Origin of the sequence: Aeromonas sp., from assembly GCF_051657805.1 — a bacterium.
GTDB lineage: Bacteria > Pseudomonadota > Gammaproteobacteria > Enterobacterales > Aeromonadaceae > Aeromonas.
The window spans coordinates 21,312-41,782 of the sequence record NZ_JBOFLJ010000019.1; the positions used below are offsets into that span (position 1 = coordinate 21,312).

Annotated in this window: 17 protein-coding genes, 1 tRNA gene and 1 pseudogene; 10 read left to right on the plus strand and 9 right to left on the minus strand. The window is 62.3% G+C overall.

Going from position 1 to position 20,471, the window contains the following annotated elements; genetic code table 11:
- The first annotated feature begins 59 nt into the window (after window positions 1-59).
- Complete coding sequence (locus ACRCYW_RS05705; protein WP_438549181.1) at window positions 60-980, plus strand: SPFH domain-containing protein; 921 nt, start codon at window positions 60-62, stop codon at window positions 978-980.
- Window positions 977-1,432 (plus strand): NfeD family protein, encoded by a 456-nt coding sequence (locus tag ACRCYW_RS05710; protein ID WP_438549182.1) that lies wholly within the window; start codon window positions 977-979, stop codon window positions 1,430-1,432. The genes ACRCYW_RS05705 and ACRCYW_RS05710 overlap by 4 nt, the downstream gene beginning before the upstream one ends.
- A gap of 103 nt (window positions 1,433-1,535) precedes the next feature.
- Here ACRCYW_RS05710 and ACRCYW_RS05715 read toward each other — a convergent pair whose 3' ends face one another.
- The 3 genes from ACRCYW_RS05715 to ACRCYW_RS05725 all read right to left on the minus strand — a co-directional run bounded on the left by ACRCYW_RS05715 (window position 1,536) and on the right by ACRCYW_RS05725 (window position 4,463).
- A complete protein-coding gene (locus tag ACRCYW_RS05715) occupies window positions 1,536-1,781 on the minus strand; it encodes a hypothetical protein (RefSeq protein ID WP_050719122.1) in 246 nt (81 codons plus the stop codon).
- A gap of 308 nt (window positions 1,782-2,089) precedes the next feature.
- Window positions 2,090-3,139: an oxidoreductase gene (locus ACRCYW_RS05720; RefSeq protein ID WP_438549183.1), complete on the minus strand. Its 1,050-nt coding sequence runs from the start codon at window positions 3,137-3,139 to the stop codon at window positions 2,090-2,092.
- A gap of 157 nt (window positions 3,140-3,296) precedes the next feature.
- Entirely contained in the window at window positions 3,297-4,463 is a 1,167-nt protein-coding gene (locus ACRCYW_RS05725) for a multidrug effflux MFS transporter (RefSeq protein ID WP_438549184.1), read from the minus strand.
- Between the two features lie 234 nt (window positions 4,464-4,697).
- On the opposite strand from ACRCYW_RS05725, the gene rdgB reads away from it, so the two are divergent.
- Together rdgB and hemW are read left to right on the plus strand one after the other, a co-directional pair.
- Window positions 4,698-5,294: an RdgB/HAM1 family non-canonical purine NTP pyrophosphatase gene (gene rdgB, locus ACRCYW_RS05730; protein ID WP_438549185.1), complete on the plus strand. Its 597-nt coding sequence runs from the start codon at window positions 4,698-4,700 to the stop codon at window positions 5,292-5,294.
- Between the two features lie 160 nt (window positions 5,295-5,454).
- Complete coding sequence (gene hemW, locus ACRCYW_RS05735; RefSeq protein WP_438549186.1) at window positions 5,455-6,600, plus strand: radical SAM family heme chaperone HemW; 1,146 nt, start codon at window positions 5,455-5,457, stop codon at window positions 6,598-6,600.
- A 221-nt stretch (window positions 6,601-6,821) separates the two neighbouring features.
- Here the strand turns inward: hemW and ACRCYW_RS05740 are convergent, their stop codons facing one another.
- From ACRCYW_RS05740 to zntR, 3 genes are all read right to left on the minus strand, one after another.
- Complete coding sequence (locus tag ACRCYW_RS05740) at window positions 6,822-7,037, minus strand: alternative ribosome-rescue factor A (protein ID WP_438549187.1); 216 nt, start codon at window positions 7,035-7,037, stop codon at window positions 6,822-6,824.
- A gap of 118 nt (window positions 7,038-7,155) precedes the next feature.
- The gene (locus ACRCYW_RS05745) at window positions 7,156-7,692 is read right to left on the minus strand and encodes a dihydrofolate reductase family protein (protein ID WP_438549188.1); all 537 of its coding nucleotides are present in this window, start codon (window positions 7,690-7,692) and stop codon (window positions 7,156-7,158) included.
- Window positions 7,682-8,119 carry a Zn(2+)-responsive transcriptional regulator gene (zntR, locus tag ACRCYW_RS05750; protein WP_438549446.1) on the minus strand — a complete coding sequence of 146 codons (438 nt, stop codon included), beginning with the start codon at window positions 8,117-8,119 and terminating at the stop codon, window positions 7,682-7,684. The genes ACRCYW_RS05745 and zntR overlap by 11 nt, the downstream gene beginning before the upstream one ends.
- Before the next feature lie 418 nt (window positions 8,120-8,537).
- Here zntR and purH point away from each other — a divergent pair, with 418 nt between their 5' ends.
- The 6 genes from purH (at window position 8,538) to ACRCYW_RS05780 (ending at window position 16,247) form a co-directional block, all read left to right on the plus strand.
- Window positions 8,538-10,130, plus strand: a complete 1,593-nt coding sequence (gene purH / locus ACRCYW_RS05755) for a bifunctional phosphoribosylaminoimidazolecarboxamide formyltransferase/IMP cyclohydrolase (protein ID WP_438549189.1) — start codon at window positions 8,538-8,540, stop codon at window positions 10,128-10,130.
- Window positions 10,131-10,231: 101 nt separating this feature from the next.
- Complete coding sequence (purD, locus tag ACRCYW_RS05760; RefSeq protein ID WP_438549190.1) at window positions 10,232-11,521, plus strand: phosphoribosylamine--glycine ligase; 1,290 nt, start codon at window positions 10,232-10,234, stop codon at window positions 11,519-11,521.
- 261 nt (window positions 11,522-11,782) lie between these two features.
- Entirely contained in the window at window positions 11,783-12,157 is a 375-nt protein-coding gene (locus ACRCYW_RS05765; protein ID WP_438549191.1) for a cytochrome b562, read from the plus strand.
- On the plus strand, window positions 12,138-12,689 hold the full coding sequence (locus tag ACRCYW_RS05770) for a cytochrome b/b6 domain-containing protein (protein WP_438549192.1): 552 nt from the start codon (window positions 12,138-12,140) through the stop codon (window positions 12,687-12,689). Before ACRCYW_RS05765 ends, ACRCYW_RS05770 begins: the two co-directional genes overlap by 20 nt.
- 270 nt (window positions 12,690-12,959) lie before the next feature.
- Window positions 12,960-15,536: an alpha amylase C-terminal domain-containing protein gene (locus ACRCYW_RS05775; protein ID WP_438549193.1), complete on the plus strand. Its 2,577-nt coding sequence runs from the start codon at window positions 12,960-12,962 to the stop codon at window positions 15,534-15,536.
- Window positions 15,537-15,776: 240 nt separating this feature from the next.
- On the plus strand, window positions 15,777-16,247 hold the full coding sequence (locus ACRCYW_RS05780) for a tetratricopeptide repeat protein (RefSeq protein WP_438549194.1): 471 nt from the start codon (window positions 15,777-15,779) through the stop codon (window positions 16,245-16,247).
- A 48-nt stretch (window positions 16,248-16,295) separates the two neighbouring features.
- Here ACRCYW_RS05780 and ACRCYW_RS05785 read toward each other — a convergent pair.
- From ACRCYW_RS05785 to dnaG, 3 genes and pseudogenes are all read right to left on the minus strand, one after another.
- Window positions 16,296-16,372, minus strand: a tRNA-Ile gene (locus tag ACRCYW_RS05785).
- A 179-nt stretch (window positions 16,373-16,551) separates the two neighbouring features.
- The gene (rpoD, locus tag ACRCYW_RS05790) at window positions 16,552-18,444 is read right to left on the minus strand and encodes an RNA polymerase sigma factor RpoD (RefSeq protein ID WP_438549447.1); all 1,893 of its coding nucleotides are present in this window, start codon (window positions 18,442-18,444) and stop codon (window positions 16,552-16,554) included.
- Between the two features lie 183 nt (window positions 18,445-18,627).
- A pseudogene (dnaG, locus tag ACRCYW_RS05795) lies at window positions 18,628-20,413 on the minus strand (DNA primase).
- Window positions 20,414-20,471: the final 58 nt, after the last annotated feature.

Sequence of the window (20,471 nt, forward strand, 5' to 3'; positions counted from 1 at the left end):
CTTGTGGTGCTGCGCACCAGACTCTAGGCTAGTGAAAGTGTTTCATAAGGAGCTTAATAATGAATGAGTCATTGATTGTATTGGGGATCTTCGTGTTCCTGGTGCTCGCCACCCTGAGCGCAGGCATCAAGATAGTGCCCCAGGGGTTTAACTGGACGGTGGAGCGCTTCGGCCGCTATACCCGCACCCTCTCCCCCGGCCTCAACCTGCTTATTCCCTATGTGGACAGGGTTGGCCACAAGATCATCATGATGGAGCAGGTGCTCGACATCCCGGCCCAGGAGGTGATCTCCCGGGACAACGCCAACGTCACCATAGACGCCATCAGCTTCGTGCAGGTGGTGGATGCACGTAAGGCGGGCTACGAGGTCAACGATCTCACCAGCGCCATCCGCAACCTGACCATGACCAACATGCGGACCGTGCTTGGCGCCATGGAGCTGGACGAGATGCTCTCCCAGCGCGACACCATCAATGAGAAGCTGCTGCGCACCATGGACGCCGCCACCGCCCCCTGGGGCATCAAGGTGACCCGGATCGAGATCAAGGATGTGCGCCCACCCATGGCGCTGATCGATGCCATGAACGCCCAGATGAAGGCCGAGCGGCAGAAGCGGGCCGAGGTGCTGGAGGCCGAAGGGGTGCGCCAGTCCAAGATCCTGAAAGCCGAGGGGGAGAAGCAGTCCCAGATCCTGAAGGCCGAGGGTGAGCGTCAGGCCGCCTTCCTCGCCGCCGAGGCGCGGGAGCGGGCCGCCGAGGCGGAAGCCAAGGCAACCCATATGGTCTCCCAGGCTATCGCCGCCGGGGATATGCAGGCCATCAACTACTTCGTGGCACAGAAATACACAGAGGCGCTGGCCCGCATCGGGGAAGGCCCGAACAGCAAGATCATCATGATGCCGCTGGAAGCGGGCAGCCTGATCGGGTCTGTTGCCGGTGTGGCCGAGCTGTTCAAGGATGGCAAGGGCGGCAAATCATGACAGAGCTGCTGGAGGGGCTGACCCACTGGCACTGGCTGGGGCTGGGCTTCGCCCTGCTGGCCATCGAGGTGCTGGGCTCGGTGGGCTTCCTGCTCTGGACCGGCATCGCCGCCTTGGAAGTCGGGATCCTGCTGCTGCTCTGGCCCTTCGGCTGGCAGGCGCAACTGCTGCTGTTTGCGGTGCAGTCCCTGCTCACCACCTGGGCCTGGTGGCGCTGGCAGCACAGGCGGGATCGCTCGCAGCAGGACGCCGCGGCCCCCATCAACGAGCGGATGCAGAGCTATCTGGGGCGGGAGCTGACCCTGCTCGACGAGGTGAGCCAGGGCATGAGCCGGGTGCGCCTTGACGACTCCGTCTGGACGGTGCGCTGTGAGGTAGCCCTGCCGGCGGGCAGCAAGGTGAGAGTGGTCGGCGCCGACTCCCATATCCTGCTGGTGGAGCCGCTGGCCTAAGCTGACTCATACGGTGGATCCGGGCACTCGCTGCACTTAAAAATGGCCATAAAAAAACGGGCCCGGCATCAATGCCGGGCCCGTTTTCAGATGAGGTGCAGGCTTAGTTGGCCTTGGCATCGCTCACTGCAGCGTCGACCTTGGTGGCCACGTCTTCGGCAGCTTTCTCAACGGTAGCAGACGCTTCAGAAGCAGCCTTCTCTACGGTTGCGGAAGCGTCGGAAGCAGCCTTCTCAACGGTTGCAGCAACGTCGGCGGCCGGAGTAGCGGCCGGAGCGGCGGCTTCTTCTTTCTGACCACAGGCGGTCAACATCAGACCCAGGATACCGGCTACCAGTACTTTGTTCATGTACATATCCTCAAATAAAGATGGAGAGACGGCCGTCAGGGCCATCACTGAGCATCTTGTTCCCGTGGAAAATCCATCAGAGCGGGAGCCAAGAGACGCGCGAAATATAACGCCATACCCAGCCAATGAAAACGCGTATCACAATGATATTTTCTCGTTGCCTGGATAAAAATAACTACTATAGCGACAGAAATTAATACAAAACCCAACCTTGGACGCATCGTGGCACAATAATCATCCATAAAAGTGCCAATTATCAGTCACTGGTTGCTATTGAATACCGCCTGACTCTGCCTGAAAGTTCGGGATCAGTCAGACAGCTTCTGACAGCTCAGCCGTTTACCCTGGCTGTGGCTCTCGCGGGCGAGATCCAGCAGCGCCATCACCGCCAGCGCCTCCTGGGCCGGCACCGGATTGGCCCCCTCCCCCTTGATGGCGGCGCAAACCCCGCGATAGTAGGCGCCATAGTCTCCCGCCTCGCCGTTCACCGGCTGGGACTGAGACTGGCCATCCACCACTCGGCTGAGCTGACCCAGATCCGGATCCCGACCCCAGCCCGCCACCGGCGGCCGCAGACCGGCCTTGAGCTGCTCTTCCTGCACATCCATGCCGAACTTGATGAAGGAGCCAGTGCTGCCGTGGATGACGAAACGAGGCATGGTGGCGGACACCAGGCAGCTGCCGTGCAGTATCACTCTAAGCTGGCCGTAGCCCAGCACCACGTGGAAATAGTCATCGCTCAGGGCGCCGGGGCGCTGCTGGGCGAGATCGGCCTGGATCCAGTCCGGCTGGCCAAACAGCTGCAGCGACTGGTCGAGGATGTGGGGGCCGAGATCGAACCAGAGACCTGAACCCGGGCCCCCCGCCTCCCGCCAGCGCTGGCGCACCTCGGGACGATAACGGTCAAAGTGAGACTCGAACTGTGCCACTTCCCCAAGGGCACTCTCGGCCAGCAGCCGGCGTACCGTGAGGAAGTCCCCGTCCCAGCGCCGGTTGTGGAAGATGCTGAGCAGCCGTTGCTGCTTCTCGGCCAGCTCCACTAGGGCTTCGGCTTCTGCCAGGTCCAGCGCAAACGGCTTGTCGATCACCACGTGCTTGCCGGCCAGCAGGGCCTGACGGGCGATGGGGGCATGGGTATCGTTCGGGGTGGCGATGACCACCAGATCCACGCTCTCGTCCGCCAGCACCAGCTCCAGCGAGCCGACCAGGCAACCGGGCAGCTCGGCCTGCACCTTGGCGGCATCCCGGCTCACCACCCAGCGCAGGGTCAGTCCCGGGGTCGTTGCCAGGAAGGGGGCATGAAAGGTTTGGCCCGCAAAGCCATAGCCCACCAGGGCGGCGTTGATTGTGTGGCTCATCCGCTGTTCTCCGCTGAGATAGTCCGTAGAGAGGGGCACAGGTGCGTATTACCCCAAGAAGAAAGGGGGCTCAAGGCCCCCTGATTGTGCCCATCAGAGCACAGGATTTATCGTCAGTACAAGGGGCGTTATCCATCAAGGATAACGCCCCTTGGCATCAAGGTTGCAGGCAGAGCCGGCGGCCGTGACGGGTCAGCAACAGCAGCAGGGGAGGCAGCAGCAGCCACATGTGCAGCGCCAGCTGGTTGAGGGGATCCGAAACCAGGACCCCGGTAAGCCCCACCAGGGCGCCGGAACCGCTCATCTGGAACAGGCCGAGCAGAGCCGCCGCCGTACCGGCGCAGTGGCCGAACGGCGCCAGCGCCATGCCGGCTGCGGCCCCCAGCACCATGGCGAAGCCGATGCTGGAGAAGAACACGGGACCCATCATGGCGAGCGGATGCTCGATGTGTTGCACCAGGGTCAGGGCGATGGCCGACAGCGAGATCACCAGCAGGCCGATGCGCAGGGTGCGTCTCGGACCCACTCTGGCGATGAAGCGCGGCGCCAGGAAGCAGGCCAGGATATTCAGGGCCGCATTGGCGGTGAACCAGTAGCTGAAGCCGTTCATGTCCAGACCCAGCTTGACCATCAGCTGCACGGGTGCTGCGGTGACATAGGCCAGGATCACCGCCATCGACAGCATGCAGAGGCTGGCGTTGAACAAGAAGTTCGGGGAGCGCAGCACAGGGCTGTAGCGGGACCAGCTGATGAGCGGACCGGCGCTGCTGGTCTCCTCAGGGCGGGTCTCCGGCATGCGCCACAGCAACCAGCTACCGACGATCAGGGCGTACCCTGCCATAAACCAGAAGTTCGCCGACCAGCCCGCCTTGGCGGTGAGCCAGCCCCCCAGCAGAGGGGCCAGAGCGGGGATGAAGCAGATGGCGCCATTGAGGTAGGAGATCATCTGACCGCTCTTCTTGGGGCCATAGCTGTCACGCACCACGGAGAAGGCGGCCACCGAGGTGGCGCAGGCGCCGAAGCCCTGCAGCACCCGCGCCAGCATCAGCTCGCCCAGGCTGGCGGCAAAGCCCGCGGCCAAAGCGCTCAGGCCGTAGAGCAACACGCCACCGAGCGCGATGGGCTTGCGGCCGTAGCGATCGGCGAGCGGCCCCACCAACAACTGGCCCAGCCCCATGCTGAACAGGAACCAGGTGATGGTGCCCTGCATCAGGGTCACCTCGGCGCCGAGTTGTTCGGCCATCTGCGGAATGGCGGGCAGATAGATGTCGATGGCCAGCGGACTGAACAACACCAGGAGTACGAGCAGAAGGATCAATGGCATCAGTCACCTCAAGACCAGGGGGAATTTGATTGGTGCGCGAGTCTACTGGCTCAGAGTAATGAATTGAAATGGCATTTAATCACTTTGGTTATTCCTGTGAGGAAAGATGTATCTTTCCCACAGCTCCGAGCAGCCCGCCCTCTCGCCGCGCCGGCCCCGGCGAGGGGTAATCAGCGCTTTGCCTAAACGCCTGCCCCGCATAGAATGCGCAGATTAATTTTGCGGAGGTGCGTGATGAGCAAGCTTGTCCTGGCAACAGGTAACCAGAAGAAGGTGAAGGAATTGGCCGCCATGCTGGCCGATATGAAGATCCAGGTGATCCCCCAGAGTGAGTTCGCCGTCACCGATGCCGAGGAGACCGGCACCACCTTCGTCGAGAATGCCATCATCAAGGCCCGCCACGCCGCCCGCGTCACCGGCCTGCCCGCCGTCGCCGACGACTCCGGCCTGGAAGTGGACCTGCTGCACGGCCGCCCCGGCGTCTACTCCGCCCGTTTCGCCGGGATCGGTGCCAGCGACAAGGACAACATCGACAAGCTGCTGGCGGAGCTCAAGGGCGCCCCCGACTACCTCAAGAGCGCCCGCTTCTGGTGCGTGCTGGTCTACATGCGTCACGCCGACGACCCCACCCCCATCATCTGCCAGGCGAGCTGGGAGGGGATGATCCTGGACGAGCCCCGCGGTCAGCACGGCTTTGGCTATGATCCCGTGTTCTTCGTACCGGATCAGGACTGCACCTCTGCCCAGATGCCGAGCGAGCTGAAGAACCAGCTCAGCCACCGGGGTCAGGCCCTGGCCAAGCTGAAGGCCGCCCTGGCCGCAGCCCACTGAGTCTACAGCGCAGATCGCCGGCATACGCCGGCGCGCATTTCATTTACAATGGGGGCCGTCGGCCCCCATTGTGCTTAATGCACCGCTGACCAACAGATACGCATTGTCATTTATAACGGGGTCAGCCCCATTGCTCCCCGCTTTGATTACTGGAAGCCCCATGCTGCAACTGCCGCCTCTCTCCCTCTATATCCATGTGCCCTGGTGCGTCCAGAAGTGCCCCTACTGCGACTTCAACTCCCACGCCCAGAAGGGGGAGCTACCGCACCTCGAGTATGTGGCCGCCCTGCTGGAGGATCTGGAGCAGGATCTGCACTGGGCCCAGGGGCGCCCGCTCTCCTCCATCTTTATCGGCGGCGGTACCCCCAGCCTGCTGAGCGTGACAGCCATGCAGGCCCTGCTGGACGGGGTGCGCGCACGCATCCCCCTGACCCCGGATTGCGAGATCACCATGGAGGCGAACCCAGGTACGGTGGAGGCGGACAAGTTCGCCGGTTTCCAGAAGGCGGGCATCAACCGCATCTCCATCGGGGTGCAGAGCTTCCAGCAGGAGAAATTGACCCGCCTCGGCCGCATCCACGGGCCGGAGGAGGCACGCAAAGCCGCCGAGCTCGCTCACGCCATAGCGCTGCCCACCTTCAACCTGGATCTGATGCACGGCCTGCCGGATCAGAGCCTGGAGGATGCGCTCTACGACCTGCAGCAGGCCATCGACTGCGCGCCGCCGCATCTGTCCTGGTATCAGCTCACCATAGAGCCGAACACGGCGTTCGCCTCCAAGCCCCCCAAGCTGCCGGAGGATGACACCCTATGGGACATCTACGAGCAGGGCCACGCCATGCTGACCGCCCAGGGTTACCAGCAGTACGAGATCTCCGCCTACGCCAAGCCTGGCTATCAGTGTCGCCACAACCTCAACTACTGGCGCTTCGGTGACTACCTCGGCATCGGCTGCGGCGCCCACGGCAAGGTGACGGACCTTGCCCGACAGCAGATCCTGCGCACCGCCAAGGTGAAGCACCCCAAGGGCTACCTGGATCCAGCCCGCCCCTATCTGGACAGCCAGTGGACGGTGACCGAGGACGATCTGCCGCTCGAATACTTTATGAACCGGTTCCGGCTGTTCGAGCCCGCCCCCAAGGCGGAGTTCGAGGCCTATACCGGCCTGCCCCTTGAGCGGGTGGAGACCATGCTCGCCATCGCCCAGACCAAGGAGCTGATCGAGGATCTTGGCGACAGCTGGCAGCTCACCTCCCTCGGCCATCGCTATCTGAACGTGCTGCTCGAGCTCTTTATGGACGAGTGAAAACGTGTTCACGATCTTGCTGCGAAGCCGTGATCAAGGTTCATGCACTGCTCGGAATCCTCACGTATGTCTATACGCTCCGGTTCCTGCGCTGCTCTTCACCTTGCTGACAGCTTCTCGCGACAGGTCGTGAGCCAGTTTTGTAAAACCGTGTTTCTACAAAACAATCAGGGCGCCCATGGGCGCCCTGATTGTTTTCACTCAAAGGGGCAGAAACCCGCTCAGCAGCAGACGCCTTGCATCCGCTGTTGGCCGGGCTCCCACCGCTTGCCATGCTTGGCCTTGCGCTGATAACTGCCCTTGCCCTTCTTGCTCGGCTCGACCCTGGCCTGGAACAGGGTGGAGGTGACCAGCGCCTTCAGATGATTGTCCTGAATGATGCCCCGCCCATGATCGTGGGCCTGGTCGACGATATCGACCAACTTCTTCTTGGCCATATTGGCTCCTGTCTGTGTCGTCATGATTGGCTAAAAATACGCCAAGGTAAGTAAAAACGCGCCGATTGTGCGCCTCCCGGCCCCCGAGTGCAAGGGGTCAGCAGCGGGTAGGCCTGGATCAGGGGGCGGGCCGGTAGATCACCCGCACCAGGCCGCTCGCCAGCACGGCACTGGAAACCGGGACAAGCCGCCCGGGCAGGGGCTCGCCACCAAACAGCGAGACCCCCTTGCCCAGCACCACGGGTACCCAGAACAGGATCAGCTCATCCACCAGCCCGGCCTGCAGCCCCTGACGCACCATGATGCCCCCGTCCAGATAGAGATGCCGTGCCCCCTCTCGCCACAGACTCGCCAGCATCGGCCCCAGCTCCCCTTGGCGGAAGGAGACCCTGGCATCCGGCTCGGCCGTTCTATGGGTCAGCACCACCACCGGCTTGTCGCCGTAGGGCCAGTCCGGGAAGGCGCGTACCGTCTCATAGCTGTTGCGGCCCATCAGCAGCGCATCCGCGCTCGCCATCAGGGCGCTGTACCCCGTCTCCTCCTGAGAGTCGCCGCCATAGGGCTCGAGCCACCCAAGATCGCCGCCCTCCCCGGCGATAAAGCCGTCGAGGGAGAGGGCCAAGAAGGCCGAAACCCGGGGGCGCTCAGTGCTCATGATCGTGGTGCTCATGGCGGGACGGGGCGCCGGATTCCAGGGTCTCCAGGATGGCGCAGTGCTCCGCCGAGCGCGGGCCGCCGCAACAGATGTTGGAGAGCTCCTTCAGGTTCTCGCGAAAGCGTGTCAGCTCGAGGATCTTCTGTTCCACCTGGCTGAGCTTGGCATCGGCCACCGCCTTGACCTCCTGGCAGGTGACCCTGGCCTTGTTGGTGTCGAGATCCAGCAGCTCGCCGATGTCGGCCAGGGAGAAACCCACCGACTTGGCACGGATGATGAACTCCAACCGCCGCCTGTCCTGCTCGCCGTAGACGCGATAGCCGGAGTCATTGCGCAGGCCCGGCGAGAGCAGCCCGTTCTTCTCGTAAAAACGCAAGGTATCCGCCTTCACCCCGCACACCTTGGCCAGTTCTCCGATGCGATACATCATCACTCTCCTGCTGGAGTTGGTACTCAAAATAAACCGGCCTCCACTATCACCCCTTTGCCCGCCGATTGCCAGCCAAAGGCAGAAAAGGGGCAGACAAGGGGAGGCCGGAGCGGTTTTCCCTGCCAATACACTGAAAAGACAAACGTTTCACAAAATTTGACCAGAAAACGTTTAACACCGCGCCATACAAGGCTTTGTCATCTTAAAAAATCCACCACGGCTCATATTTTTTGTGTAGAATACGCGCCCACAAGAGAGCGTCACATCAAACGGGCATTTCCTAAAATGCTGTTGCCGGCCCGGGGCCTGGCGAGAGTGGTTTGTGAAATCCCCCACTTCCATTTATTTGGGGACTCTCTGTGGTGAGCCTCGCCTCTCATGGACCTGTCCCCGTTATGCTGAGGACGATAGTGTGATGGAACAAGCTCGACCCATTCGCCGTGCACTGCTGAGTGTGTCTGACAAGACTGGCATCCTGGAATTTGCCAAGGCCCTCAACGAACGTGGCGTCGCCCTGCTCTCCACGGGCGGCACCGCCAAGCTGCTTGCCGAGGCGGGTCTGCCGGTGACCGAGGTCTCCGATTACACCGGATTCCCCGAGATGATGGATGGTCGCGTCAAGACCCTGCATCCCAAGGTGCACGGCGGCATCCTCGGCCGTCGCGATCTGGATGACGCCATCATGGCCCAGCACGCTATCTCCCCCATCGACATGGTCGTCGTCAACCTCTATCCCTTCGCCGCCACCGTCGCCAAGCCGGGCTGCACCCTGGCCGATGCGGTCGAGAACATCGACATCGGTGGCCCGACCATGGTGCGCTCCGCCGCCAAGAACCACAAAGACGTGACCATCGTCGTCAAGGCCGCCGACTACGGCCGGGTGATCGCCGAGATGGATGGCAACGGCAACAGCCTGACTCTTGCTACCCGCTTCGATCTCGCCATCGCAGCCTTCGAACACACCGCCGCCTACGATGGCATGATCGCGAACTACTTCGGTACCCTGGTCCCCTCTTACGGTGACAACAAGGAAGGCTACGCCGAGTCCCGCTTCCCGCGCACCTTCAACAGCCAGTTCATCAAGAAGCAGGACATGCGCTACGGCGAGAACAGCCATCAGGCCGCCGCCTTCTACGCCGAGGAGCAGGCCGCCCCTGGTTCGGTGGCGAGCGCCACCCAGCTGCAGGGCAAGGCGCTCTCCTACAACAACATCGCCGATACTGACGCGGCGCTCGAGTGCGTGAAAGAGTTCGATGAACCCGCCTGCGTCATCGTCAAGCACGCCAACCCCTGTGGCGTGGCCGTCGGCACCGATCTACTGGCGGCCTACGAGCGCGCCTGGCAGACCGACCCCACCTCGGCGTTTGGCGGCATCATCGCCTTCAACCGTGAACTGGACGGCGCCACCGCCAAGGCCATCGTCGATCGTCAGTTCGTGGAAGTCATCATCGCCCCGAGCGTCAGCGAAGAGGCTCGCGCCGCCGTCGCCGCCAAGCAGAACGTGCGTCTGCTGGAGTGCGGCCAGTGGACGGCCCCGGCGCAAGGCTTTGACCTCAAACGTGTCAACGGCGGCCTGCTGGTGCAGGAGCGGGATCTCGGCATGGTGACCCTCGGGGATCTGAAGGTCGTCAGCAAGCGTCAACCCACCGAAGCGGAACTCAAAGACCTGCTGTTCTGCTGGAAGGTCGCCAAGTTCGTCAAGTCCAACGCCATCGTCTACGCCAAAGACGGCCAGACTATAGGCGTCGGCGCCGGCCAGATGAGCCGGGTCTACTCCGCCAAGATAGCCGGCATCAAGGCCGAGGATGAAGGGCTGACAGTGGCGGGCTCCGTCATGGCCTCCGATGCCTTCTTCCCGTTCCGCGACGGCATCGATGCCGCCGCTGCCGCCGGCATCGCCTGCGTCATCCAGCCGGGTGGCTCCATGCGGGATCAGGAAGTGATCGACGCCGCCGACGAGCACGGCATGTGCATGCTGTTCACCAACATGCGCCACTTCCGTCACTGATACTTGGGGCCGCGCCGTGCGGCCCTTCCTTCAACGGACTCTTTTCAACCGGCCGCCCTCACAGGCGCGGCCGGTCAGCACGAACAGCAGCGAGGAACAGGATGAAAGTACTGATCATTGGCAATGGCGGTCGTGAACACGCCCTGGCCTGGAAGGCCAAGCAATCCCCCCTGGTGACCCGGGTGTTCGTCGCCCCCGGCAATGCCGGCACCGCCCACGAAGGCAGCATCGAGAACGTTGCCATAGAACCCACCGACATTCAGTCCCTGCTCGCCTTTGCCAAGGAGCAGCGCATCGGCCTCACCATAGTCGGGCCGGAAGCGCCCCTGGTGAAAGGGGTGGTGGATGCGTTCCGTGCCGAGGGGCTGGCCATCTTCGGCCCGACCGCCGCCGCCGCCCAGCTGGAAGGCTCCAAGGCGTTCGCGAAGGACTTCCTGGCCCGCCACGCCATCCCCACCGCCGAGTATCAGAACTTCACCGAGGTAGAGCCAGCCCTGGCCTACCTGCGCGAGAAGGGTGCTCCCATCGTCATCAAGGCCGACGGCCTGGCCGCCGGCAAGGGGGTCATCGTCGCCATGACCCTGGCAGAAGCCGAGGAAGCGGTGCAGGACATGCTGTCCGGCAATGCGTTCGGTGATGCCGGCGCCCGGGTGGTGATCGAGGAGTTCCTCGGCGGGGAAGAGGCGAGCTTCATCGTCATGGTGGACGGCGAGCACGTGCTGCCCATGGCCACCAGCCAGGATCACAAGCGGGTCGGCGACGGCGATACCGGCCTCAACACCGGCGGCATGGGGGCATACTCCCCCGCCCCCGTGGTGACCGATGCGGTACACAAGAAGGTGATGGAGCAGGTGATCATGCCCACCGTGCGTGGCATGGCCGCCGAGGGCAACGTCTACACCGGTTTCCTCTACGCCGGTCTGATGATCGACGAGCAGGGCAACCCCAAGGTGATCGAGTTCAACTGCCGCTTCGGCGATCCCGAGACCCAGCCCATCATGCTGCGCATGCGCTCCGATCTGGTGGAGCTCTGCCTGGCCGCCTGCGCCGGCAAGCTGGATCAGGTGGAAGCCATCTACGACCCCCGCGTCGCCATCGGCGTGGTGCTGGCGGCCGGCGGCTACCCCGGTGACTACCAGCAGGGCAAGGCCATCAGCGGCCTGCCGGTGGAAGAGGCGAGCGGCGAAAAGGTGTTCCACGCCGGCTCCCGCCTGGTGGGAGACACCGTGGTCACCGCCGGTGGCCGAGTGCTCTGTGCCACCGCCCTGGGTCACACCGTCGCCGAGGCGCAGAAGCGGGCCTACCAGCTCGCGGCCCGCATTCAGTGGGACGGCGTCTTCTATCGCAAGGACATCGGCTGGCGTGCCATCCTGCGCGAGCAGGCCCAATAAAAACCGGGCTCGTCACAGCATCTTTACCATCAGGGCCTGCGGGCCCTTTTTGCTGTCCATTCTTCGGGGATCCCGCTCCCCATCCACCAGCACATCCTCACTGGCTGGCTACAAATCATCAGCACAATGGGCACATTTCGTCACAATTGGTCGCACTTTATTCATACAATTGCCCTGCTTTCGTGGCATCATGCTGTATGATAACGCACTCAAATGAGTGCCATAAGAACCCACAATGTCGTCGTTTCATAAGGAAATCCCATGTTGAAAACCGTGCGCCCCCTGCTGTTGCCCCTGATGTTCGGCCTGCTGACCCTGCCCGCCTTGGCCGGTGAGCTGGAGCAGCCCATGAAGAAGATCGGCTTCAACTACAAGCAGGCCCTCAAGGCTGACGATGCCGCCACCATGGAGAAGCACATCAAGGAGATGAAGGCCCAGCTCGACGTCGCCAAAGAGAAGAAGATGCCGGAAGCCAAGAAGGCCAAGTTCCTGGAAGGCATGAACGAGGTGCAAGGTGAGCTGGACGCCAGCCTGGCGGCCCTGCAGGCCGGCGATCAGGAGAAGGCCCGCGCCCACCTGGCCAAGGTCAATGACCTGAAGAAGGAGTATCACACCTATGCCAAGCAGAAAGGCTGAACCCTTTCGCTGGGATAACCTGGTCCGCCTCACCCACTGGGGTGTGGCGGCCGCCTGTGTCGCCAACCTCTGGTTCAACGAGGCGGGGGAGACCTGGCACGAGCGACTCGGTTACCTGGCCATCATACTGATCAGCGTCCGCCTCGGCTGGGGCCTCTCCTTTGCGAAGGGCCACGCCCGCCTGAGCGCCCTCATCCCGACGCGAAACGAATTCTCCCGGCAGAGCCAGGCCCTGCGCGAGCGCGCCCCCGCCTCCCCCGGCCATCACGGCAGCGGCAAGCTGGCGGTCTGGGCGCTCTGGCTCATCATACTCGCCACCGCCGGCACCGGCTGGTTCCAGAACACCGAGATGGGGTTCGAACTCGGCGCCGATGACTGGCACGAGTGGTGCACCTGGGCGCTGCAAGCCATGATAGCCCTGCACCTGTGCGCCATCGCCCTCACCTCTTGGCGCCAGCGCAGCAACCTGCTGGCGCGCATGTTGCCACTGCGCCGCGGCGGCAACCCGGTGCGGCAGGAGCCAAACCTTTGAGCAGACGGGCACCCAGGGTGCCCGTCTTGCTTTTCATGGTCCGGCCATTCCCTCTGTCCCTGCCTCTCACCCCCTCGCAACTCGCCCTCGTACCGGCTGATTAGACGGCCTTATATGAAAACATTTTCATTCACAATTTTTAATTAAATTCGCCTGCTCGATTTTCAACCACCTGGATTTCATCAATGCTACTGGCCGAACGAGGTTGTTCGTCGTCCGTTCGATATGCAGGCAGTGATAACCAATAACAACATCGAAGGGAAAATCGTCATGCACAACACACTGTTTCGAACCGCCCTGCTCGCCGCGGTGCTCGGCCCATTCAGCCAGAGCGCCAGCGCCGAAGGGGTCATGGTTCACCTGTTCCAATGGAAGTTCAACGACGTCGCCAACGAGTGCGAGACAGTGCTCGGCCCCAAGGGGTTCGGGGGTGTCCAGATCACCCCGCCGGCCGAGCACAAGCAGGGGAGCGAGTACTGGTGGACCGTCTACCAACCGGTCAGCTTCAAGAACTTCAACAGCTTCGGCGGTAGCGAGGCGGAGCTCAGGAGCATGATCGCCCGTTGCAACGCCGCCGGGGTCAAGATCTACGCCGATGCCGTCTTCAACCAGCTTGCCTCGGGCACGGGCACAGCCACCGGCGGCGGCAGCTACAACTCGGGCCAGTTCCAGTATCCCCAGTTCGGCTACAACGACTTCCACCACAGCGGCGACATCACCAACTACGGTGACAGCAACAACGTCTGGAACGGCGCCCTCTACGGCATGCCGGATCTCAACACCGGCTCCGCCTATGTGCAGGATCAGATAGCCACCTACATGAAGACCCTGCTCGGCTGGGGCGTCGCCGGTTTTCGCATCGACGCGGCCAAGCACATGGCCCCGAGCGAGGTGAAGGCGATCCTCGACAAGGCCGGCAGCCCCAAGGCCTACCTGGAGGTGATAGGCGCAGGCGGTGAATCCGCCGACATCCAGCCCAATCGCTACACCTATATCGACAGAGTCACCGACTTCAAGTACGGCACCGATTTGGCCGCCAACTTCAACGGCCAGATCAAGAACCTCAAGACCCTCGGCGAGAGCTGGGGCCTGCTCCCCTCCGACAAGTCCTTCATCTTCGTGGTCAACCACGACCGCGAGCGCGGCCACGGGGGCGGCGGCATGCTCACCTTCATGAACGGCGCCCGCTATGAGCTGGCCAACGTCTTCATGATGGCCTGGCCCTATGGCTGGAAGCAGCTGATGTCCGGCTACCGCTTCGCCGACATGGGCAAGTACGAGACCGACAAGGGAGCCCCGGCCAGCACGCCCTGCTCCGACAGCCAGTGGAACTGCGAGCAGCGCCGCCCACAGATCATGAACATGGCCCTGTTCCACAACCGCACCGAGGGCACTGCGGTCAGCAACTGGTGGGATAACGGCAACAACCAGATCGCCTTCAGCCGGGGGGACAAGGGCTTCGTCACCATCAACAACGAGAGCGGTAACCTGGTTGCCTCGCTCCCGACCGGCCTGCCTGCCGGCGAGTACTGCAACATCCTCAGCGGCAGTGACTATTGCAGCGGCTCCTACATCACGGTCGACGCCAGCGGCAAGGCCGGCCTGAACCTGGCGGGCATGAAGGCCGCCGCCATCCTGGCCGGTTGCACCAAGACCAGTCCCTGCGGCGGCACCACACTGCCGGGCAACAAGTTCAGCAGCTTGAACATTCGCGGCACCCACAATGCCTGGGGCAATACTCCCATGACAGTCGATGCCAACCGCGTCTGGTCTGCCACCATCACCTTCAGCGGCACCGGTGACGCGAGCGGAGCCCAGCGCTTCAAGTTCGACGTCTTTGGCAACTGGACCGAGAACTACGGCGACAACGAGGGGGATGGCATCGCCGACAAGGGCAGCAGCAAGGACATCTTGTTCAGCGGCGCCGGCCAGTATCGCGTCGCCCTCAAGGAGAGCGATCTCAGCTACAGTCTGACTCCACTTGCCAGCAACCAGGCGCCGGTCGCGGTCATCTCGCCCAAGTTCATCAACGCCAAGCTGGGTGAGAGCCTGGTGTTCGACGCCTCCGCCTCCAACGACGACGTCGGCGTGACGAGCTACGCCTGGTCCACCGGTGGCAGCGGCAAGACGGAGACTGTGTTGTTCGATACCTTGGGCACCCACACCGTCACCGTGACCGTCACCGACGCCGAGGGGCTGAGCGCCAGTGCCAGCGCCACCGTGAACGTCACCGACAGCAATGGCGCTTACGCCAGCGTGCTGCCCACCCTGCACCTGCGTGGCACCCCCAACGGCTGGGGGACGCTGGCCATGACGCTGGTCGCCGACAACCAGTGGGAGGCGCTGGTCAGCTTCGACGGTCAGGCCAATCAGCGCTTCAAGTTCGACGTCAAGGGCGACTGGAGCCAGAACTACGGTGACAACAACAAGGATGGGGTGGCCGAGCTCGCCGGCAATGACATCCTCACCGCCGTCATCGGCCAGTATCGGGTGCGCTTCAACGACCAGACCCTGGCCTACAGCCTGACCCCGGTCAGCGTCGGCTACGCGAAGACCTTCCCCAGCCTGAACCTGCGCGGCACCCCCAACAACTGGGGCTCTACCCCCATGACCCTGGTGGCCGATCACCTGTGGCAGGCCAGCGTCACCTTCACCGGGGCAGGTGACGCCAGCGGGGGCCAACGCTTCAAGTTCGACGTCAAGGGCGACTGGACTCAGAACTACGGCGACAGCAACAAGGACGGGGTGGCCGAGCAGACCGGCACCGACATCACCACCGCAGTGGTCGGCACCTATCTGGTGCGCTTCAACGACCAGACCCTGGCCTACAGCCTGAGCGCCCAATAAGCCTCGGGGGATAAGGCTTCGGCGGTGAACTCCCATACCGCCCGCCGCCGGAGCCTATCTGACCCACCATGATAAAACCGTGCCGCCGGGTTCCCGGCCCGGTGGCACTTTATGCTCGCTTCCCTTCCTATTCCAGCCACCGCTCGAGCCGCTGCTGCGCCGTGACGGCCTTTCTCGCCCCCATTTCCCGGCCGCCGACTCACAGGCATACTGGATCCCGGATCCCATGCAGGAGCGCATATGAAACAGCTGGAAGCCCTCAAGGCCGAGGGAAGGATTGAAGAGGCCAGGCAACACGGATTGCTGCAGATAACGGAACATCCGCAGCACGCCGAGCTGCATTACGAGGTGGCCAGCCTGCACGACATGCTGGGGCGCGAGTCTCAGGCCATCCCCCTGTATCAGAAAGCCATAGCGCTCGGGTTGAGTGAGGCCTCGCTGCGTGGGGCCTGGCTCGGCCTCGGCAGCTCTTATCGCTGCATCGGTCAGTATGCCGAGGCGTTGGCCGCCTTCGAGCAGGGCCTGGCCCGCTTCCCCGACGCCAATGAGTTCAGGGTGTTCGGCGCCATGGCCCGCTACAACCTGGGGCAGCACAAGGAGGGGATGGAGAGCCTGCTGGCGGTGCTGGCCGAGACCACGGCGGATCCCGCCCTCGTCACCTACAAACGCGCCATGGCCCTCTATGCCGAGGATCTGGACCGGCGCTGGTAAACCCCAGAAACGACAAAGCCGCTCATGATGAGCGGCTTTGTCTGAATGTGGTGGCCCCTGCCCGACTTGAACGGGCGACCAATCGATTATGAGTCGACTGCTCTAACCAACTGAGCTAAGGGGCCAGAATCTTGGTTTTGCGGCGTGGATTATAGGGGATGCGGCAGGGCTCGTCCATAGGCAGATCAACCACTTGCCGAGTTTTTGTCCAACCTTGCCCATCTCCGTCAAGGCTTCAATCCCCCATAAAACAAAGCCCCGCATGGCGGGGCTTTTGGACAAGGCTTGTCGGCGACTTTCAGGACTATTCGTCCAGGAAGCTGCGCAGCACTTCCGAGCGGCTCGGGTGACGCAGTTTGCGCAGGGCCTTGGCTTCGATCTGACGAATACGCTCACGGGTGACGTCGAACTGCTTGCCCACTTCCTCTAGGGTGTGGTCGGTGTTCATGTCGATACCGAAACGCATGCGCAGCACCTTGGCCTCACGGGCGGTCAGGCCGGCCAGCACTTCGCGGGTCGCGTTGCGCAGGCTCTCGCTGGTGGCCGCATCCGCCGGCAGGGCGAGCGTGGTATCTTCGATGAAGTCGCCCAAGTGGGAGTCTTCATCATCACCGATGGGCGTCTCCATGGAGATGGGCTCCTTGGCGATCTTCAATACCTTGCGGATCTTGTCTTCCGGCATGCCCATGCGCATGGCCAGCTCTTCCGGGTTCGGTTCACGACCCATCTCCTGCAGCATCTGACGGGAGATACGGTTGAGCTTGTTGATGGTCTCGATCATGTGCACCGGTATACGGATGGTACGGGCCTGATCCGCGATGGAGCGGGTAATGGCCTGACGGATCCACCAGGTGGCATAGGTCGAGAACTTGTAGCCACGACGGTATTCAAACTTGTCCACCGCCTTCATCAGACCGATGTTGCCCTCCTGGATCAGATCCAGGAACTGCAGGCCGCGGTTGGTGTATTTCTTGGCGATGGAGATAACCAGACGCAGGTTCGCCTCGACCATCTCTTTCTTCGCACGACGGGCCTTGGCCTCGCCGATGCTCATGCGACGGTTGATGTCCTTGATCTGGGCGATGGAGAGGCCGGTTTCCTCTTCGATCTGCTGCAGCTTGCCGATGGAGCGCAGGATCTCTTCGTCCATCTCCAGCAGACGGGGAGACCACGCCTTGCCGGCCTGTTTCTGGTATTCGAACCAGGCAGTTTCGCACTCGTTGTTGGTGAAGGCCGCGACGAAGGTTTTCTTCGGCATCTTGGCCTGCTCAACGCAGAGTTTCATGATGATGCGTTCCTGCACGCGGACCCGCTCCATCATCTCGCGCATGTTGTTGACCAGGCGATCGAACTGCTTGGGCATCAGGCGGAATTGACGGAACACATCGGCCAGCTGGGCAATCGCGGCCTGGGTGTCGTCGTGGGCACGGCCATTCTTCTGAATGGAGAGACGGGTGACTTCGTACTGGGCACGCAGCTCACCGAATTTCTCGCGGGCGACTTCGGGATCCGGACCACCGTCGCCGTCGTCATCGCTGTCGCCGTCTTCGTCTTCGTCTTCGTCTTCATCTTCGTCTTCGTCAGCCAGATCATCTTCGCTGAGCTCGGAACCGATGTGAGTGGCGGTCGGCGCCACATCGTCCGTTTCATTGGGGTCGATAAAGCCGGAGATGATGTCGGACAGACGCAGCTGCTCGGCTTCGTACTTGTCGTACTGTTCGAGCAGGTAAGTGATGGCTTCGGGGTACTCGGCGACGGAGCTTTGTACCTGGTTGATACCGTCTTCGATCCGCTTGGCGATGTCGATTTCGCCTTCACGGGTCAGCAGTTCGACGGTACCCATTTCCCGCATGTACATGCGGACGGGATCGGTCGTGCGACCAATCTCAGATTCAACAGATGCCAGAGCCTGGGCCGCTGCTTCGGCAGCGTCCTCATCGGCGGTGCCACCTTCAGCCATGATCAGGTCATCGGCATCCGGGGCGTTTTCCACCACCTGGATACCCATATCGTTGATCATCTGGATGATGTCTTCGATCTGGTCGGAGTCGACGATGTCTTGCGGGAGGTGATCGTTCACCTCGGCATAGGTCAGGTAGCCCTGTTCTTTACCTTTGGCAACGAGGAGTTTAAGCTGAGACTGCGGGGTTTGCTCCATAGAACTCATCCGGTTGGTGTTGCTAGGTTGCGCGTACAGTGCGCTGCTGCGCAAATAGCCAATTCTAATAGAAAACCGCCAGACATGCTATGTCTGGTTGCGGCGTCGGTCATGAGAAACCCCTGCCCGCAGTATTGTCGGGGCCAGGCGGTTATAAAGTGTTTGCTTTTAATCCCGTCCATTCGGGCAACGGTATTTATATTGAGACTAATCACTCAAATATCAAGCCCCAGTCTCATTTCTTTTCTCCAATCTGTACCTCTCTGATCAGCATCATCAGCTCCTGAGTCTCTTCGCTGCTGAGCCCTTGCTGGGCCACCTTGGCCTGCAACTCCTCGATCCGCTGCTTGAGAAACTGGTTGATGAAACCGACGAAGGTATCCTGCAACTCCCCCAGAATGTCCGGCTCCTGATCGAGCTTGATCTCCTCGAACAAGTCATGCATCGCCAGTTGGGCCAGGATCTCCCCCTCCTTGGTGCCACGCCAGTGCTCCAGCAGGATGCCGGTGGTGATGCCGGGCTGGGAGAGGATCTGCTGATGCAGCTGCAGCAGGAACTGGATGCCCTGTACCCGCAATCCGGCGAGCTCCGGCATGGCCGGCAGCTCGGCCGTCACCGCCGGGTATTGCAGCATCAGCGCCAGCGCCCGGCGTATGGGGGTCAGCTTGGCGGCCTTGGGCTTGTTGACCTCGGCCTTCGGCTGAGCGCTGCGGGCGAACAGCTCGGCAATGCGCTGCTTGTTCTCCCCCCAGCGCATCATGCTGGAGAGCCGGGTGATTAGCCCCTCCCGGGTGAAGCCCTCCGGTACCCGGCGGATCAGCTCGGCAGCCTTATTCGCCACCTCAAACTTGCCCGCCTCGCCGGAGAGCGCCGCATCCCGCCCGAGACGCTCGAACATGAAGTCGGCGAAGGGTTGCGCCTGGTCCAGCAACGCCTCGAAGCCCTCCTTGCCGATCTGGCGCACCAGGGAATCCGGATCCTCGCCGTCAGGCAGGAACACGAACTTGAGCTCGCGCCCGTCCTGCAGGTGGGAGAGCGCGTTGTCCAGCGCACGCCAGGCAGCCTCGCGACCGGCGTTGTCGCCGTCATAGCAGCAGACCACCTCGGCCGTGGTGCGAAACAGGGTGTGGATGTGGTCGCTGGTGGTCGCGGTGCCCAGCGCCGCCACCGCATAGTCGATGTCGTACTGGCCGAGCGCCACCACGTCCATATAGCCTTCCACCACCAGGATCCGGCGAGGATCCTTGTGCGCCTGCTTCACCTCATAGAGACCGAACAGCTCCCTGCCTTTGTGGAAGATGGGGGTCTCCGGCGAGTTCAGGTACTTGGGCGTACCGTCCCCCAGCACCCGGCCGCCGAAGCCGATGACCCGGCCACGCTTGTCGCGAATGGGGAACATGATGCGATCGCGGAAACGATCGTAGCTGCCGGGGCCGCTGTCGCGGGGGATCAGCATGCCGCCGGAGATGAGCAATTGCTCGTGATCCCGGCTGCTGCCAAAGCGCCGTCTTACCTGATCCCAGTCACCCGGGGCATAGCCGATGTTGAAGCGCTTGACCACTTCACCGGTCAGGCCGCGCCCCTTGAGGTACTCCACCGCCAGGGGGGCACTCTTGAGGTTGCTCTCGTAGAAGCGGGCGATCTGGCTCATCAGCTCATAGAGATCCTTGCTGACGGCCGGCTGAGCCTTGCCGCCACCCGCATTCTGCTCGCGAGGCACCTGCATCCCCTGCAGGTTGGCGAGCTCTTCGATGGCATCGGGAAATTCGAGACCGTCGTACTCCATGACGAAGCCGATGGCATTGCCGTGGGCGCCACAACCGAAGCAATGATAGAACTGCTTTTCCTGGCTGACGGTGAAAGAGGGGCTCTTTTCGTTATGAAACGGGCAGCAAGCCTGATAGTTCTTGCCGGCTTTCTTCAGCCGCACTCGCGAGTCGATCAGCTCGACGATGTCTGTGCGTGCGAGCAGATCATCGATAAAGGATTGTGGGATCCTGCCTGCCATAACCGTCCTGTTTCATTGAAAATAAAAAAGCCGCGCATTCACAGGGAAGCACGGCTTC

Coding starts and splice junctions, on each gene's coding strand:
- ACRCYW_RS05725 (WP_438549184.1), bottom strand. CDS start 4,463: ATGCCATTGATCCTTCTGCTCGTACTCCTGGTGTTGTTCAGTCCGCTG.
- purD (WP_438549190.1), top strand. CDS start 10,232: ATGAAAGTACTGATCATTGGCAATGGCGGTCGTGAACACGCCCTGGCC.
- zntR (WP_438549446.1), bottom strand. CDS start 8,119: ATGTATCGCATCGGAGAACTGGCCAAGGTGTGCGGGGTGAAGGCGGAT.
- rdgB (WP_438549185.1), top strand. CDS start 4,698: ATGAGCAAGCTTGTCCTGGCAACAGGTAACCAGAAGAAGGTGAAGGAA.
- ACRCYW_RS05740 (WP_438549187.1), bottom strand. CDS start 7,037: ATGGCCAAGAAGAAGTTGGTCGATATCGTCGACCAGGCCCACGATCAT.
- ACRCYW_RS05720 (WP_438549183.1), bottom strand. CDS start 3,139: ATGAGCCACACAATCAACGCCGCCCTGGTGGGCTATGGCTTTGCGGGC.
- ACRCYW_RS05780 (WP_438549194.1), top strand. CDS start 15,777: ATGAAACAGCTGGAAGCCCTCAAGGCCGAGGGAAGGATTGAAGAGGCC.
- ACRCYW_RS05710 (WP_438549182.1), top strand. CDS start 977: ATGACAGAGCTGCTGGAGGGGCTGACCCACTGGCACTGGCTGGGGCTG.
- hemW (WP_438549186.1), top strand. CDS start 5,455: ATGCTGCAACTGCCGCCTCTCTCCCTCTATATCCATGTGCCCTGGTGC.
- ACRCYW_RS05775 (WP_438549193.1), top strand. CDS start 12,960: ATGCACAACACACTGTTTCGAACCGCCCTGCTCGCCGCGGTGCTCGGC.
- ACRCYW_RS05770 (WP_438549192.1), top strand. CDS start 12,138: ATGCCAAGCAGAAAGGCTGAACCCTTTCGCTGGGATAACCTGGTCCGC.
- ACRCYW_RS05765 (WP_438549191.1), top strand. CDS start 11,783: ATGTTGAAAACCGTGCGCCCCCTGCTGTTGCCCCTGATGTTCGGCCTG.
- ACRCYW_RS05705 (WP_438549181.1), top strand. CDS start 60: ATGAATGAGTCATTGATTGTATTGGGGATCTTCGTGTTCCTGGTGCTC.
- purH (WP_438549189.1), top strand. CDS start 8,538: ATGGAACAAGCTCGACCCATTCGCCGTGCACTGCTGAGTGTGTCTGAC.
- ACRCYW_RS05715 (WP_050719122.1), bottom strand. CDS start 1,781: ATGAACAAAGTACTGGTAGCCGGTATCCTGGGTCTGATGTTGACCGCC.
- ACRCYW_RS05745 (WP_438549188.1), bottom strand. CDS start 7,692: ATGAGCACTGAGCGCCCCCGGGTTTCGGCCTTCTTGGCCCTCTCCCTC.